The following is a 14,786-nucleotide window of genomic DNA, read 5'->3' as shown; positions in this document are numbered from 1 at the left end:
GGGGAGGGGGACCAGGCGAAGCCTGGTGGAGAGGTGTCAGCGTCTCCACCGTTGCTGAACTGGCCGTGATTCACTCCAACGCTGACACCCCTCCACCGCCCTGCGGGCGGTCCCCCTCCCCTTACAGGGGAGGATCTATCCGGAAGGTCCTCGCATGAACCGATACACCCAGATGTTCGACCGCCTCTCGACCTGTGGCGAAGGCGCGTTCGGGGCTTTCCTGATGCTCGGCGATCCCGATCCGTCGACCAGCCTCGCGCTTCTCGACGCGGCGGTCGCGGGCGGGGCGGACATGATCGAGGTCGGCATTCCCTTCTCCGATCCGATCGCCGACGGGCCGGTCATCCAGGCGGCGGCGGTGCGGGCGCTCGACATGGGGGTCACACCCGAAGTCTGCTTCGAGATCCTCGCCAGCTTCCGGGCCCGCCATCCGCGAATCCCGGTCGGCCTGCTCACCTACGCCAATCTCGTCCTCGCCCGGGGCCGCGAATCCTTCTACCGCCGCTGCGCCGCCGCCGGGATCGACAGCGTGCTCGTCGCCGACGTGCCGGCGCGCGAGGCCGAGCCTTTTGCCGGCTCGGCGATCGACCATGGCGTGGATCCGGTGCTCATCGCTGCGACCAATACGCCTCCGGAGACGCTTCGCCGCGTCGCCGCTTTGTCGCGCGGCTACGTCTATTGCGTCTCGCGCGCGGGCGTCACCGGGACCGACCGCCAGATGGAGCTGGACCATGGCGGACTCTTCTCGACCCTCGCCGAGGCGGGCGCCCCGCCGGCGGTACTCGGCTTCGGCATCTCGCAGCCCGGTCACGTCCGCGCCGGGCTCGAGGCGGGCGCGGCCGGAGTGATCTCGGGCTCGGCGATCGTCCGGCGCGTCGCCGAGGCCCGGGAGCCGATCGAGGCGGTGCGGGATTTCGTCCGCACGATGAAGGCGGCCACCCAAAAAGAAGTTGCGCGCGACCGGGTCGCGGTTTAGGGCGCTTGTTACATCGTGATAACACAATGAAACAAACATGGCCGATTCGGAGATTGACGACAGCCGCCGGCTGCAGCCCAGCCGCGACCCCGCAGACCTTGCGCAGGATCTCTGCCGCGCGCTGCTGACGCCGCACGATCAGGCGGAAATGGCGCGGCTGCTGGCGGACCTGTGCACGCCGGCGGAGGTACGGACGCTCGCCGAGCGCTGGCACGTCGCCCGGCTGCTCGCCGAGACCGACCTCACCTATCGCGACATCCACGAGGCCACCGGGGTGAGCACGACGACGATCGTCCGCGTCGCCCGCTTCCTCCGGCAGGAGCCGCACCAGGCCTACCAGCTCGCCATCCGCCGCCTGTCCGGCGCGGACAAGGAAGAAGAGAATGACGCTCGATAATGCCCGCCTCCACCTCGCCGTTCAGAAATCGGGACGCCTGTCGCAGGACACGCGCGACCTGCTCCGCGGCGCCGGCTTCCGGATCCAGGAAGGCAAGAACTCGCTCGCCGCCCGGATCGAGAATTTCCCGCTCGACCTGATGCTGGTCCGCGACGACGACATCCCGACCTTCGTCGCCGACGGCGTCTGCGAGTTCGGGGTGGTCGGCCGCAACGTGCTCGAGGAAGCCTCTCTCGAGGAGAGCGCGCCGCCGGTCGAGGTGGTGGCGCCGCTCGGCTTCGGCCGCTGCGCGCTGCGCATCGCCGCGCCGGAAAGCACCCTTTATGACGGCCCCCGCTCGCTCGGCGGCGCCCGCATCGCCACCTCCTATCCGCGCCTGCTCCAGCGCTTCCTCGACACGAACGGGATCGAGGCCACGATCGTGAAGATGAGCGGCGCGGTCGAGCTCGCGCCGCGACTGCAGATCGCCGGCTTCATCTGCGACCTCGTCTCGACGGGCGCGACGCTGGAGGCGAACGGCCTTCGCCCGGTCGACACCGTGCTCGAGAGCGAGGCCCTGCTCATCCGGACCGGCAAGACGCTGTCCCCGGAAAAGGCCGAGCTGGCCGGGCGGATGATGAGCCGGATCGAGGGGGTGCTCGCCACCCAGGAATCCAAATATATCATGCTGAACGCGCCGGAGGAGGCGCTCGAGACGATCGCCGCGATGCTCCCGGGCGCCGAGGCGCCGACCATCCTGCCGCTCGCCGGCCGCCCCGGCCATTATGCGGTCCATGCCGTGTGCAAGGAGTCGGTCTTCTGGGAGACGCTCCAGAAGCTCAAGGGAGCCGGCGCGTCGGCGATCCTGGTCGTCCCCATTGAAAAGATGATGATGTGAGACGGATAGTCTGGAACGAGCTCGGCGCCGCCGAGCAAGCGGAGGTGCTCGCGCGGCCGGCGCAGCGCAGCGACGCAGCGCTGCAGGCGCGCGTGCGGGCGATCGTCGACGACGTGCAGGCCCGCGGCTGGGACGCGGCGGCCGAGCATGCCGAACGGATAGACGGCGAGGCGCCGAAGCGGATCGCGGTCGCGGAAATAGCAGAGGAGGCGCGGCGCACGCTCGGCACCGCCGATCTTCGCGCCATCGACCTCGCCCGCCGCAACATAACAGCCTTCCACAAGAACAGCCTTCCCGCCGAGCATGAAGTCGAGACCATGAAGGGGCTCAGGGTCCGCAAGGTCTGGCGGCCGCTCGACCGCGTCGGCCTCTACGTGCCCGGGGGACGCACGCCGCTCTTCTCGACCCTGCTCATGCTCGCGCTGCCCGCCCGCGCCGCGGGCGTCGGCGAGATCGTGGTCGTCACGCCGCCGCGGCCGGAAGGGGGCCTCGATCCGGTCGTCGCCCTGGCCGCCGATATCTGCGGCATCACTTCGGTCTGGACGATCGGCGGGGCGCAGGCGATCGCGGCCCTCGCCTGGGGCGCCGGCGACATCCCGGCCGTCCCGAAGATCTGCGGACCCGGCAATGCCTGGGTGGCGGAGGCCAAGACCTATGCCGCGTCGCTGTCCGGCGGGCCGGCGGTCGACATGCCGGCCGGGCCGAGCGAGCTGCTCGTGATCGCCGACGCGGACGCCGATCCGGGGCTGGTCGCGGCCGACCTTCTGAGCCAGGCCGAGCATGACGCCTCCGCCCAGGTCCTGCTGGTCACGCCCTCGCCCGACCTCGCCGAGGCGGTGCGCGCGCGTCTCATGGAAGCCGTGCCGCTCCTGCCGCGCCGCGACGTGACGGAAGCGTCCCTGGCCCATGCGCGAATCATCCTGGCCGAATCGGTCGACCAGGCGATCGACATCGCCAATCTCTACGCGCCCGAGCATCTCTCGCTCGCGGTCGTCGACCCGGAGCCACTGGTGGAAAAGGTGCGCAATGCCGGCGCGATCTTCGCCGGCGGCGCCGCGGCCGAGACGTTCGGCGACTATGTTGCCGGTTCGAGCCACGTCCTGCCCACCGACGGCGCCGCCCGCGCCTGGAGCGGCGTCTCCGTCCAAACCTTCCTCAAGGCGATCACGGTCCAGTCGCTGACGGCGGAGGCGGCGCGGGCGATCGCGCGCCCGGCCGCCGCGCTGGCGCGGCTGGAGGGGCTGGAGGCGCATGCCCGCGCAGCCGAAGCGAGGCTCATGGAGCGCGACGTCCAAGATCCTCCCCTGCGAGGGGAGGGGAACCGCCCCCACGGCGGTGGAGGGGTGTCAGCGCCGGTGCCGGTTGCGGCGAGCGAAGAGCGGGCGGAGAGGCTGACACCCCTCCACCAGGCTCCGCCTGGTCCCCCTCCCCTTGCAGGGGAGGATCTCGAATGAGATCGCTCGCCGAGCGCCTGGCGCGTCCCGAGATATTGAGCCTGCCGCCGTTCGACATCTCGGCGCAGGCCAACGGACTGTTCGCGCCCGACGCGGTCAAGCTCGACGCCAACGAGAATCCCTATCCGCCGCTGGACGGGGGCGCCCTCGCCGAGGGGATCAATCGCTATCCCGAGCCGCAGCCGGCGCAGCTCAAGGCGGCGATGGCGGCGCTCTACGGCGTCGCCCCCGACTCGCTGATCGTCACCCGCGGAGGCGATGACGGCATCGACCTGCTGGTCCGGACCTTCTGCCGCCCCGGCGTCGATGCGGTGTCGATCTGCCCGCCCACCTTCGCGGCCTATGGCCATTTCGCCCGGCTGCAGGGGGCGCGGCTGATCGAGGCGCCGCTCGACCGGAATTTCGACTTCGACGCCGATGGATTCCTGGCCATGGCGGGCTCCGACCCGGACCTCAAGCTCGCCTTCCTCTGCTCGCCCAACAACCCGACCGGCAATCCGGTGGAGCCGGCGACGATCCTGCGCGTCGCCGAGGCGCTGCCCGACACGATCCTCGTCGTCGACGAGGCCTATATCGAGTTCTCCGAGCTGGAGAGCCTGGCCGCGGAGGCGATGCGCCGGGCGAACCTGGTCGTGCTGCGTACCCTTTCCAAGGCCTATGGCCTCGCCGGCGCTCGCGTCGGCGCCCTCATCGGCCATCCGGACACGATCGCCATGACGGCGCGGGCGCTGCCTCCTTATCCGCTGCCGACCCTGTCGATCGCCGCCGCCGTCGCCGCGCTCTCGCCGGCCCGCCGGCCGCTCCACGCCGAGCGGATCGCCCGGATCAAGGCGGAGCGCGAGCGGCTCGCCGATCTCCTGGAAACGAGCGGCAGCGTCCGCTCCGTCCGCCGGGGCGGCGGCAACTTCCTGTTCCTCGAGGTGGACGAGCCGGAGGCGCTGGCGGCGCGGCTGCGCCAGCTCGGCATCCGGCTTCGCTTCCGGCCGAATGCGGCGCCCGGCGGCGTCAGGGTGAGCGTCGGCAATGACGAGGAGAATGCGGCGTTGCTCGCCGCCTTCGGCATCGGCCGGCCCCAGCCCGGCAGCCGGCGCGCCGAGATCGTCCGCGAGACGAAGGAGACGCGGATCGCCGTCTCGCTCGACCTCGATTCGGCCTCGCCGCGGCGGATCGAGACCGGCCTTCCCTTCTACGACCATATGCTCGACCAGGTCGCCGCCCATGGCGGCTTCTCCCTCGTGCTGCGCTGCGACGGCGATCTCGAGATCGACGCCCATCACAGCGTCGAGGACTGCGCCATCGCCTTCGGGCAGGCGCTCGCCAGGGCGCTGGCCGACCGCCGCGGCATCGGCCGCTTCGGCTTCGCGCTGCCGATGGACGAGGCCGAGGCGCAGGTGCTGATCGATCTCAGCGGCCGCCCCTACAGCCTGTTCGAGGGCGAGTTCGGTGCCAGCCATATCGGCGCCTATCCGACCGAGATGACCGCCCACGTCTTCCGGTCGCTCGCCGACACGCTGGGCGCGGCGATCCACGTCCAGGTGCGTGGGGCCAACGACCATCACAAGACCGAGGCCTGCTTCAAGGCGTTCGGCCGGGCGCTGAGGCAGGCGATCGCGCGCGAGGGGGACGGCAGCGCCGTGCCGAGCACGAAGGGGGTGTTGTGAGGGGCATTGCCTCACGCGCTCCGTTCCCGTCATCCCAGCGAAAGCTGGGATCTCTCTTCCTTTGCCGCATCGCGGGGGCGCGCACGCTGCTTAAGAAAAGGGAGATCCCAGCTTTCGCCGGGATGACGACTGGGGGCTGGGCTACCGCCTCCCCTCCCTGCGTGCTGGGAGGGGAAATCTTGTGACCCTCGCCATCGTCGACCTGGGCTATGGCAATGTCGGCTCGATCGCCGTCGGCTTCCAGCGGCTGGGGGCGGAAACGCGGCTGACCGCCGATCCGGCCGAGATCGCTACCGCCGAACGCGTCGTCCTCCCCGGAGTGGGCGCGGCCGGATATGCGATGGCGCGGATCGAGGCGCTCGGCCTTCGCGCCACCCTGACCGGCCTCGACCGGCCGCTGCTCGGCATCTGCCTCGGCATGCAATTGCTGTTCGAGGCGAGCGAGGAGGACGATGTCGGCTGCCTCGGCCTCATCCCCGGCCAGGTCCGCCGGCTCGAGGCCGTCCCCGGCCGCCCCGTCCCGCATATGGGCTGGAGCCGGCTCGACGTGTCCGACGCGGACCTTGGCCTGCGCACCGGCGACTATGTCTATTTCGCCCACAGCTATGCCTGCGACGACGGCCCTGCCAGCGTCGCCACGACCCGTTATGGCCGCAACATCCCCGCGGCCGTGCGCCGAGGCACCGTCCTCGGCGCACAATTCCACCCCGAGCGCAGCAGCGATGCCGGCGCCCGCTTCCTGAAGGCCTTCCTGTCGTGCTGATCTATCCCGCCATCGACCTGATGGGCGGCCGCTGCGTCCGCCTCGCCCAGGGCCGCTTCGACGATGCCAAGACCTATTCCGACGATCCCGCCGAGGCGCTGGACGCCTTCGCCGAGGCCGGCGCCGAATGGACCCATATCGTCGATCTCGACGGCGCGCGCGAGCGCAGCCCGCGCCAGCACGACCTGATCGAGGCCCTAGCGGGCGGCGCGACGCAGAAGCTGCAGGTCGCCGGCGGCTTTCGCGACCGCGACCAGCTGGCGCGGATGTTCGATGCGGGGGTCGGCCGGGTCGTGATCGGCAGCCTGGCCGCCAACGAGCCCGAGCGCACCGCCGCCTTCATCGAGGAATTCGGCGGCGATCGCATCACCCTCGCCTTCGACGTCAGGATCGTCGACGGCGTTCCCGAGATCGCCACCGCCGGCTGGACGGAATCGTCGGGCCGAAGCCTGTGGGACGTCGCCGCGCTCTATCCCGAGGCCCGGCACATCCTGGTGACCGACATCAGCCGCGACGGGATGATGACCGGGCCCAATGTCGAGCTCATGGCCGAGATCGTGCAGCGTCTGCCCAGCCTCGCCTTGCAGGCGTCCGGCGGCGTGGCGACGCTCGACGATCTGCAGACCCTCAAGACGACCGGCGCCGCCGGCGCGATCGTCGGCAAGGCGATCTGGGAGCAGCGCTTCAGCCTGGAGGAGGCGATCCGTGCCGGCGGCTAGGATCATCCCCTGTCTCGACGTGCGCGACGGCCGCGTCGTCAAGGGCGTGCAGTTTCGCGACCATCGCGACGTCGGCGACATCATCGATCATGCGCTTCGCTATCGCGACGAGGGCGCGGACGAGCTCGTCTTCTACGACATCAGCGCCAGCGCCGAGGATCGCAGCCTCGACACCGAATGGATCCGGCGGATCGGCCGGGAGATCGACATTCCCTTCGCCGTCGCCGGCGGAATCCGAAGCCGCGACCAGGCGGCCGCCTGTCTGGAGGCGGGCGCCGACAAGGTTTCGGTCAATTCGCCGGCGCTCGAGCGGCCGGGGCTGATCGAAGAATTGGCGCGCGACTTCGGCAGCCAGTGCGTCGTCCTCGGCGTCGACAGTTTCGAGAAGGAGGGCGACTATTACGTCCACCAATATACCGGCCGCGTCGACCGGAGCCGCGACACCGGCCTAAAGACACTGGACTGGGTCAAGGAGGCGACCGAGCGTGGCGCCGGCGAAATCGTGCTCAACTGCATGCGCCGCGACGGCGTCCGCAGCGGCTACGACCTCGCCCATGTCGGCGCGGTCGTCGGTGCGGTCGAGGTGCCGGTGATCGCCTCCGGCGGCGCCGGCGCACCGGAGCATTTCCGCGACGCCTTCACGCAAGCCGGCGCCAGCGGCGCGCTCGCCGCCACCGTCTTCCACGACCGGCTGATCGCCATCCCCGAGCTCAAGGAGTATCTGGCCCGATGCGGGATCGAAATTCGCCGCTGACCCCGGGCGACGCCGGGTCGCTCGCCTGGCAGAAAATGGACGGGCTGCTGCCCTGCATCGTCCAGGACGAAGCGACGCGGCAGGCGCTGATGCTCGGCTACATGAACCGCGAGGCGCTGGAAGCGACGCTGGAGTGCGGCTTCGTCACCTTCTTCAGCCGTTCGAAGGGGCGGCTGTGGCAGAAGGGCGAGAGCTCGGGAAACCGGCTCGCCGTGCGGGCCGTCCTGGCCGATTGCGACGATGATGCCCTGCTCGTGCTCGCCGAGCCGGCCGGCCCCACCTGCCATCTCGGAACCGCGAGCTGCTTCGGCACCGACACCGCGCCCGGAATCGGCTGGCTGGAGCAGCTGGCGCGGATCGTCGCCGAGCGCGGCGCGGCGGATCCGCAGGAGAGCTATACGGCGCGGCTGCTGGCGGCCGGCCCGAAGCGGATCGCGCAGAAGGTCGGCGAGGAAGGCGTCGAGCTCGCCTTGGCCGGCGCCGCCGGCGATGCGGCGGAATGCGCGTCCGAGACGGCGGACCTGATCTATCACCTCAGCGTGCTGATGGCGGCGCGGGGATTCGGATGGCAGGACGTCGTGGCGGTGCTGCGGGAGCGGCACGCGGGCGGCCAATAGAGTCCCCCTGGCAGGGGAGGAGGACCGCCCAACGATTGGGCCGCCCTGTCCCCGGACAGCGCTGCGCAGCGCGGGGCGCTACGCACCCGATCAGTTCAGCGTGGGTGGCAAGCTCGGCCGGCGGAGCTCGCACGGAAACGATGACACCCCACCACCAGGCTTCGCCTGGTCCCCCTCCCCTCGAAGGGGAGGATCGACGCCATCAAAGGCCGAGCGTTTCCACCGCCGCGTCGAAGAGATCCTGCGAGGCCGCCGCGAGCAGCTGGCCTTGGCCCAGATCCGCCCCGCCGCGCCAGTTGCCGACCACGCCGCCGGCGCCGAGGACGACGGGGACGAGCGCGTTGAGATCGTGCGGCTTGAGGCCGGATTCGGCGACGAGGTCGATCCGCCCCGCGGCCAGGCGGGCATAAGCATAAGCGTCGAAACCGTAGCGGGTCAGCCGGGCCGCGCGGCGCAGGCGATCGAAGGCCTCGGCTTCGCCGCCGCCGAACAGGAAGGGATCGGTGGTGGCGAGCTTGGCCTCGGCAAGGACATTGCAGCCGCTCGTCGCCAGCACCCTCTCGATCCCGCCGGCGACCAGCCAGGCGCGGCCGCCGGCCCCGAAATAGCGCTCGTCGAGACGCGGCGCGTCGATGATGCCCAGCACCGGCTCGTCCTGCTCAAGCAGGGCGATCAGCGTCGTCCAGCCGGGCAGGCCGCAGATGAAGGCGCGGGTGCCGTCGATCGGATCGAGGCTCCAGCCATATGGCCCGCGTGGCGGGCGCAGGTCCATCTCCTCGCCGGCTATGCCATGATCGGGAAAGCGGGCCTCGACCAGAGCGCGCATCGCCCGCTCCGCCTCGCGATCGGCCTCGGTGACCGGGTCGAAGGCAGCGCCCTCGGCCTTGTTGTCGCAGGCGAGGATGGTCTCCGCGACCGGGAGGGTGACGCGCCGGGCGGCGTCGGCCATGTCGGCGGCGAGGTCGATAAAGGCTTGCATGAGGTTGGGGTCGATCCTTCCACGGCGTCCATGGATCAGGGCAGGAATGCGATCAATCCCGCTGCCGCCGCGCAAAAACCATTTGCCAACCGAATCGGCCTTACATAGGTACGGAACCGGTGCTGCCCTCGGGCGGTGCCGAAGCATTCAGAGTGGGCCTTCGGGCCCACGCCAACCTGCCTCCCCGGGCAAGGTGGCGGTCCTGGTAAAGGGACGATGCGGCCGATCCGGCAACCAAGCGGGTCTCGAGCAGCAACGTCCTTCGAGTGTGGAGAAGGAATTGACGCTGCTCGAACTCAATCGCCCGGTCAGTACCGCGGCCGCCCCAGCCGGGCCGGCGGACATCGCGCTGCCCCTGATGGGGGCGCTGAAACGCTATGGCCTCTCCACCCGATTCACCCTGCACGGCCCGGAAGAGGCGCCGATCGTCGTGCTGCTCGGCGGGATCTCGGCCGATCGCTTCCCCTGCCTGCGTTCCGACGGCGCCGCCGGCTGGTGGTGCGGCCTGGCCGGCGAGGGCCGGGCGGTCGATCCGGCCGCCTTCCGGATCCTCGGCCTCGACTTCGCCGCCGACCCGGCCGGACGGAACGCCCCGGAGACGCGGGAGCAGGCGGAGATCGTCGGCGCCGCGCTCGATCAGATCGGCGCGGCGCGCGCGCATGCCGTGATCGGCGCTTCCTATGGCGGCATGATCGCGCTCGCGCTCGGCCAGCATTTCCCGGAGCGTGCGGAACGGCTGGTCGTCGTCTCCGCCGATGCGGCGCCGCATCCGGCCTCGACCGCGATGCGCGACCTGCAGCGCCGCATCGTCGCGCTCGGGCTGGAAAACGGGAATGCCGACGAGGCGCTGTCGATCGCGCGCGGCCTCGCGATGATGACCTATCGCACCCGGGAGGAATTCGCGGAGCGGTTCGACGGCGGCATCTCCGGCGAGGCGACGCTCGGCCGTTCCCAGCCCGGCGACTATCTGCGCGCCCGGGGCAGCGCGTTCCGGACGAGGATGACTCCGCAGCGTTTCCTCAGCCTGTCCGCGTCGATCGACCGCCACCGCGTCGATCCCGGCGCGATCGCGCTGCCGGCCCTGCTCATCGGCGCCGACAGCGACCAGCTGGTTCCGGCATCGCAGATGGAGATGCTGGCGGCGAGCCTGAGGGGGCCGGCGCGGCTCCATCTCCTGCCGTCGCTCTACGGCCACGACATGTTCCTCAAGGATGCCGACCGGGTCGCCAACCTGGTCGCGCCTTTCCTCGGCGAGGCGCTGTGAGCAAGGCGCGCCGTCCGGCTACCATCGTCGCCAGTGCCGGGACCCGAGGCGATCCCGGCTATGGCAGCGTGTCGCCCCCGGTCTGGACCTCCGACACGTATCGCTGGCCCGATTCCGACACCAAGCCGACCTACGATTATTCGCGCACGGTCAATCCCAATCGCGACCTCTTGTCCGAGGCCCTGGCCGAGCTGGAGGGCGCCGCCGGCGGCGCGGTCACCGGCTCCGGCCAGTCAGCCGCCCTGCTGGCGCTGCTGCTCCTGCCCGCCGGCGCGCTCGTCGTCGCGCCGCACGATTGCTACGGCGGCACCTTCCGGCTGATCAAGGGCCTCGAGGCGCAGGGCAAGCTGCGCGCCCTGTTCGTCGACCAGAATGACGAGCGCGCGCTCGCCGAGGCGCTCGACCGGGGACCGGCGCTCGTCTGGATCGAGACGCCCAGCAACCCGCTGCTGCGCATCGTCGACATCGCCGCCTGCGCCGCCGCGGCCAAGGCGGCGGGCGCTCTCGTCGTCGCCGACAATACCCTGCTGACGCCGTGCCGGCAGCGGCCGCTCGACCTGGGCTGCGACCTCGTCATGCATTCGACCACCAAGGCGCTGAACGGCCATTCCGACCTGTTCGGCGGGGCGCTGCTCGCCGCCGACCCCGAGCTGGTCGAGAGGATCCACTGGTGGGCCAATGCCGCCGGCCTCAGCGCGTCGGCGCAGGATGCGGCGCAGACCCTGCGCGGCCTGAGGACGCTGCCGCTGAGGATCGACCGCCAGGAGGCGACGGCGAAGCGGCTGGCGGGGTGGCTCGAGGAGCAGGAAGGCGTGCTCGAGCTCCATTATCCCGGGCTCGACACCTTCCCGGGCAAAAAGCTCGCCGAGCGCCAGCAACAGGGGCCCGGCTTCATGATCAGCTTCCGGGTCAAAGGCGGCGAGGCGGCGACCCACGGCTTCCTCGCCGCGCTCGAGACGATCACCCTCGCCTCTTCGCTCGGCGGCTACGCGACCCTGATCTGCAAGCCCTCGACCATGACCCATCGCGGCATGCCGCCCGAGGCCCAGGCCGAGGCCGGGATCCATGGCGACCTGCTGCGGCTTTCGGTCGGGCTCGAGGAAGCGGAGGATCTCGCCGCCGATCTCGAGCGGGGTTTCGCCGCGGCCGGGCAGGGAGGCTGAGGCGGCCATGTTCACGGAGACGGCGACCCAGGCGAACGGAGCGGGGCCGGTCCCGGACGCGGGCCAGGGCGGCGACGACCGGCCGTGGTTCGACCTGGCGCACGCGCTCGCGCGCACCGGCGACTATCGCGGCGTCGATGAGATCGAGGCGGCGTTGCGCGCGCGCGGAGTCGCGGCGGCGCCCTGCCGCAACCCGATCGCGCGGGATGCGATCGACATCGCCTGCCGGCGCGTGCGCGGCGAGCCCCTTCCCCCGTTGACGCCGCCGCCGGCCGATGCCGGAGCGTAAGCGGAATTCAATCGCCGCCTGAAAGTGCGCGAGCGCGGCGCGCGCCGACGAACATCCGAGAAGCAGCACCGCGCCCAAGCAGAGCCGGCGCGCGGTCCATCCGCGGGACTTTCGCAGCCCGGCCGCACTTGTCTTGACATCGAGATATATCCGTTTATCTTGATATCGAGATAAGTGAAGGAGGCCGATCGTGGATAGCAGAATGAGCCTATGGACGGGGCGGACGCTGGTGACTTTGTTCGCCGCCTTCATCCTCGTCGCGTCGGTGGCGCCGAAGCTGGCGCAGGCACAGGTCGCCAAGGCGGCGATGGTCCCGCTCGGCTGGAGCGAAGAGCATCTGCTGACCCTGGGCCTGATCGAGCTCGGCTGCCTCATACTCTATCTGGTACCGCGGACGCGGATCCTCGGCGCCCTGCTGACCACCGCCCTCCTCGGCGGTGCGATCGCCTCGCATCTGCGGGTGGGATCGCCGCTGTTCAGCCATACGCTGTTCGGGATCTATCTCGGCGCAATCCTATGGGGCGGCGCCTGGCTGCTCGATCCCGCGCTTCGCGCCCTGGTCCCGCTGCGCCGCCCGTCCAGCCCCGCCCAACCCGGAAAGGCCTGATCATGACCCTGCGGATCGAGCATGTGAACGTCACCGTCCGCGATCCCGAAGCGACGGCGGCGCTGATGACGCGGCTGTTCGGCTGGAGCGTGCGCTGGTGCGGCCCCGCGCGCGACAGCGGGCGTAGCGTCCATGTCGGCGCCGGCGATCATTATCTGGCGCTCTATACGGGCGACAAGGCAAGCTACGGCCCTGAGGATTTCGCCAAGGGGCGGCCGCTCAACCATATCGGCATCGAGGTCGAGGATCTCGACGCGGCGGAGGCGCGGGTGGTGGCGGAGGGCCTCGTGCCGATCAACCACGCCGATTACGAGCCGGGCCGGCGCTTCTACTTCCTCGACCCGGACGGGATCGAATATGAGGTGGTGAGCTATCGTCAGGCGTGACGCGGCCGACGCGACCTGGCTTGCGCGCGCATGCGCATATCCTCCTTCCGTCGTCCTGGCGAAAGCCAGGACCTCCGTTCTTCGCCGGCGCACTCCAAGGACCGCCGTCAAGACAGCGAGATCCCAGCTTCCGCTGGGATGACGAAATTGTCAGATCACCCAGTCGCCTTCATAATCGGCGCTGCGGACGTCGAGCTCGGTGCCGGGCTTCTCCTCGCCCTCGGGCATTTCGAGGGCGACGAGCACGGTGACGCCGGCGCGGCTCATCAGCCGGGCGACCTCGCGGACGCGGCGGCGATTCTCGGCCTCGTCCTCGGGAGCGGTGCCGAGATCGCTGCTGAGGCCGTCGCGAAGCGCCGCGGCGTCGAGGACGAAGCTCGGGCGGCCGCGCGCCTGCAGGCGCTGCTGCGCCTTGCGCGCGAAGTCGGAGCGGCCGCTCGCCGAGGCGCCGGTCAGCCACAGGATCCGGCCATGCTCGCCTTCCTGCGGCCGGTCGGCGCGGTCGAGCAGGCGCTCGACCATGCCGGCGGCGACCGTGGCGTTGCTCGCCCGGTCGATGAGGATGAAGCGGCCGAGCCCGCGATTGTCGGCATAGAGGGTCGCCGCCACCGCCCGGTCGAGCAAGATCTCGCAGCGGCCGATATCGTTGAGCTCGAGCGGGCGGCCCTCGCCCGGCTCCAGCGTCACCGGATCGCGGGTCTCGTCGATCCGGGCGACGCTCGCCGGCACGGTCTGGGTGCCGATCTTGAGCCAGTAGGAGCGGCCGGGGACGAGCGGCTCGCCGGCCATCCACACCAGGGACGCCTCGATCCGATCGGCGGCCGGCGGCGGGGAATCGACCGCGGCGACGACGTCGCCGCGCGAGCAGTCGACCTCGTCGGCGAAGGTGAAGGTCACCGACTGGCCGGGCAGGGCGAGATCGAGATCGCCGTCGAAGGTGACGATGCGCTCGATCCGCGTGCGCCGGCCCGACGGAAGGATGACGACCTCGTCTCCCGGCCGCGCACGGCCGCGGGCGAGCGTTCCGGCATAGCCGCGGAAGCTCTGGTCGGGCCGGTTGACCCACTGGACGGGCATGAGGAGCCCGGCGGAGCGCGCTTCCTTCTGCCCCGCCGGCACCTGCTCGAGATGCTCGAGCAAGGTCGGCCCGCCGTACCAGGGCATCGACTCGCCGCGGCGGGTGACGTTGTCGCCCTCGAGGCCGGAGAGCGGGATGAAGGTGAAGCGATCGATCCCCGCCTCGGCGGCGAAGGCGCGATATTCGGAAGCGATCTCTTCGAACCGCGTCTGCGAATAGTCGACCAGGTCCATCTTGTTGACCGCGACGACGAGCTCGCTGATGCCGAGCAGGTCGGCGAGCACGCTGTGCCGCCGGGTCTGCGGCAGCACGCCCTTGCGCGCGTCGATGAGGATGATGGCGAGGTCGGCGGTCGAGGCGCCGGTGACCATGTTGCGCGTATATTGCTCGTGGCCCGGCGCGTCGGCGACGATGAACTTGCGCTTGTCGGTCGCGAAGAAACGATAGGCGACGTCGATGGTGATCCCCTGCTCGCGCTCGGCGGCGAGGCCGTCGACGAGCAGGGCGAAATCGAGGCCGCTCGGCTGGGTGCCGATCCGCTTGCTCTCCGCCTCGAGCGCGGCGAGCTGATCCTCGAACAGCATCTTCGAATCGTAGAGCAGCCGGCCGATCAGCGTCGACTTGCCGTCGTCGACCGAGCCGCAGGTGAGGAAGCGCAGCAGCGACTTGGCCTGGTTGGCGAGCAGATAGGCCTCGACCTCGGCGCGGGCGGTCTCCCGCTCCGGCCGGGCCTCGCGGAGGGCGGTGGCCATCAGCGGGACTCCCGAAAATCGGGGACGCAATACCTATTTCCGGTCCGTCG

General features: G+C 70.5%; 16 protein-coding genes and 1 riboswitch. Of the genes, 14 read left to right on the top strand and 2 right to left on the bottom strand.

Annotation, left to right across the window (positions count from 1 at the left end; all coding sequences use genetic code 11):
* The first annotated feature begins 154 nt into the window (after positions 1 to 154).
* The 9 genes from trpA to hisIE all read left to right on the top strand — a co-directional run bounded on the left by trpA (position 155) and on the right by hisIE (position 8,218).
* Positions 155 to 976 (top strand): tryptophan synthase subunit alpha, encoded by an 822-nt coding sequence (trpA, locus tag DDE10_RS21200; RefSeq protein WP_114954802.1) that lies wholly within the window; start codon positions 155 to 157, stop codon positions 974 to 976.
* Positions 977 to 1,013: 37 nt separating this feature from the next.
* Positions 1,014 to 1,373, top strand: coding sequence for a YerC/YecD family TrpR-related protein (locus DDE10_RS21195; RefSeq protein WP_114954801.1), 360 nt, complete (start codon positions 1,014 to 1,016; stop codon positions 1,371 to 1,373).
* Positions 1,360 to 2,250: an ATP phosphoribosyltransferase gene (hisG, locus tag DDE10_RS21190; protein WP_114954800.1), complete on the top strand. Its 891-nt coding sequence runs from the start codon at positions 1,360 to 1,362 to the stop codon at positions 2,248 to 2,250. Before DDE10_RS21195 ends, hisG begins: the two co-directional genes overlap by 14 nt.
* Positions 2,247 to 3,704, top strand: a complete 1,458-nt coding sequence (gene hisD, locus DDE10_RS21185) for a histidinol dehydrogenase (protein WP_114954799.1) — start codon at positions 2,247 to 2,249, stop codon at positions 3,702 to 3,704. The genes hisG and hisD overlap by 4 nt, the downstream gene beginning before the upstream one ends.
* The gene (gene hisC / locus DDE10_RS21180) at positions 3,701 to 5,365 is read left to right on the top strand and encodes a histidinol-phosphate transaminase (RefSeq protein ID WP_114954798.1); all 1,665 of its coding nucleotides are present in this window, start codon (positions 3,701 to 3,703) and stop codon (positions 5,363 to 5,365) included. The genes hisD and hisC overlap by 4 nt, the downstream gene beginning before the upstream one ends.
* A 181-nt stretch (positions 5,366 to 5,546) precedes the next feature.
* A complete protein-coding gene (gene hisH, locus DDE10_RS21175; protein ID WP_114954797.1) occupies positions 5,547 to 6,128 on the top strand; it encodes an imidazole glycerol phosphate synthase subunit HisH in 582 nt (193 codons plus the stop codon).
* A complete protein-coding gene (locus tag DDE10_RS21170) occupies positions 6,122 to 6,847 on the top strand; it encodes a 1-(5-phosphoribosyl)-5-[(5-phosphoribosylamino)methylideneamino]imidazole-4-carboxamide isomerase (RefSeq protein WP_114954796.1) in 726 nt (241 codons plus the stop codon). The genes hisH and DDE10_RS21170 overlap by 7 nt, the downstream gene beginning before the upstream one ends.
* Complete coding sequence (hisF, locus tag DDE10_RS21165) at positions 6,834 to 7,601, top strand: imidazole glycerol phosphate synthase subunit HisF (RefSeq protein ID WP_114954795.1); 768 nt, start codon at positions 6,834 to 6,836, stop codon at positions 7,599 to 7,601. Before DDE10_RS21170 ends, hisF begins: the two co-directional genes overlap by 14 nt.
* A complete protein-coding gene (hisIE, locus tag DDE10_RS21160; protein WP_114954794.1) occupies positions 7,577 to 8,218 on the top strand; it encodes a bifunctional phosphoribosyl-AMP cyclohydrolase/phosphoribosyl-ATP diphosphatase HisIE in 642 nt (213 codons plus the stop codon). The genes hisF and hisIE overlap by 25 nt, the downstream gene beginning before the upstream one ends.
* Positions 8,219 to 8,420: 202 nt before the next feature.
* On the opposite strand, the gene DDE10_RS21155 is transcribed toward hisIE, so the two are convergent.
* Positions 8,421 to 9,197 carry an inositol monophosphatase family protein gene (locus tag DDE10_RS21155; RefSeq protein WP_114954793.1) on the bottom strand — a complete coding sequence of 259 codons (777 nt, stop codon included), beginning with the start codon at positions 9,195 to 9,197 and terminating at the stop codon, positions 8,421 to 8,423.
* 138 nt (positions 9,198 to 9,335) lie between these two features.
* Positions 9,336 to 9,445: riboswitch (SAM-I-IV-variant riboswitch) on the top strand.
* Positions 9,446 to 9,477: 32 nt separating this feature from the next.
* Here DDE10_RS21155 and metX point away from each other — a divergent pair.
* The 5 genes from metX (at position 9,478) to DDE10_RS21130 (ending at position 12,906) form a co-directional block, all read left to right on the top strand.
* Positions 9,478 to 10,461 carry a homoserine O-succinyltransferase MetX gene (gene metX / locus DDE10_RS21150; RefSeq protein WP_162806774.1) on the top strand — a complete coding sequence of 328 codons (984 nt, stop codon included), beginning with the start codon at positions 9,478 to 9,480 and terminating at the stop codon, positions 10,459 to 10,461.
* A complete protein-coding gene (locus DDE10_RS21145) occupies positions 10,458 to 11,624 on the top strand; it encodes a PLP-dependent transferase (protein WP_114954792.1) in 1,167 nt (388 codons plus the stop codon). Before metX ends, DDE10_RS21145 begins: the two co-directional genes overlap by 4 nt.
* 7 nt (positions 11,625 to 11,631) lie before the next feature.
* Positions 11,632 to 11,913, top strand: coding sequence for a hypothetical protein (locus DDE10_RS21140; protein ID WP_114954791.1), 282 nt, complete (start codon positions 11,632 to 11,634; stop codon positions 11,911 to 11,913).
* A 190-nt stretch (positions 11,914 to 12,103) separates the two neighbouring features.
* Positions 12,104 to 12,520 carry a DoxX family protein gene (locus tag DDE10_RS21135; protein WP_284734806.1) on the top strand — a complete coding sequence of 139 codons (417 nt, stop codon included), beginning with the start codon at positions 12,104 to 12,106 and terminating at the stop codon, positions 12,518 to 12,520.
* Positions 12,521 to 12,522: 2 nt separating this feature from the next.
* Entirely contained in the window at positions 12,523 to 12,906 is a 384-nt protein-coding gene (locus DDE10_RS21130; protein WP_114954789.1) for a VOC family protein, read from the top strand.
* Positions 12,907 to 13,056: 150 nt separating this feature from the next.
* Here DDE10_RS21130 and cysN read toward each other — a convergent pair whose 3' ends face one another.
* Entirely contained in the window at positions 13,057 to 14,736 is a 1,680-nt protein-coding gene (cysN, locus tag DDE10_RS21125; RefSeq protein WP_114954788.1) for a sulfate adenylyltransferase subunit CysN, read from the bottom strand.
* Positions 14,737 to 14,786: the final 50 nt, after the last annotated feature.

Source organism: Sphingosinicella terrae (genome assembly GCF_003347635.1).
Lineage (GTDB): Bacteria > Pseudomonadota > Alphaproteobacteria > Sphingomonadales > Sphingomonadaceae > Allosphingosinicella > Allosphingosinicella terrae.
This window is presented reverse-complemented; position numbering and strand designations above follow the sequence as displayed.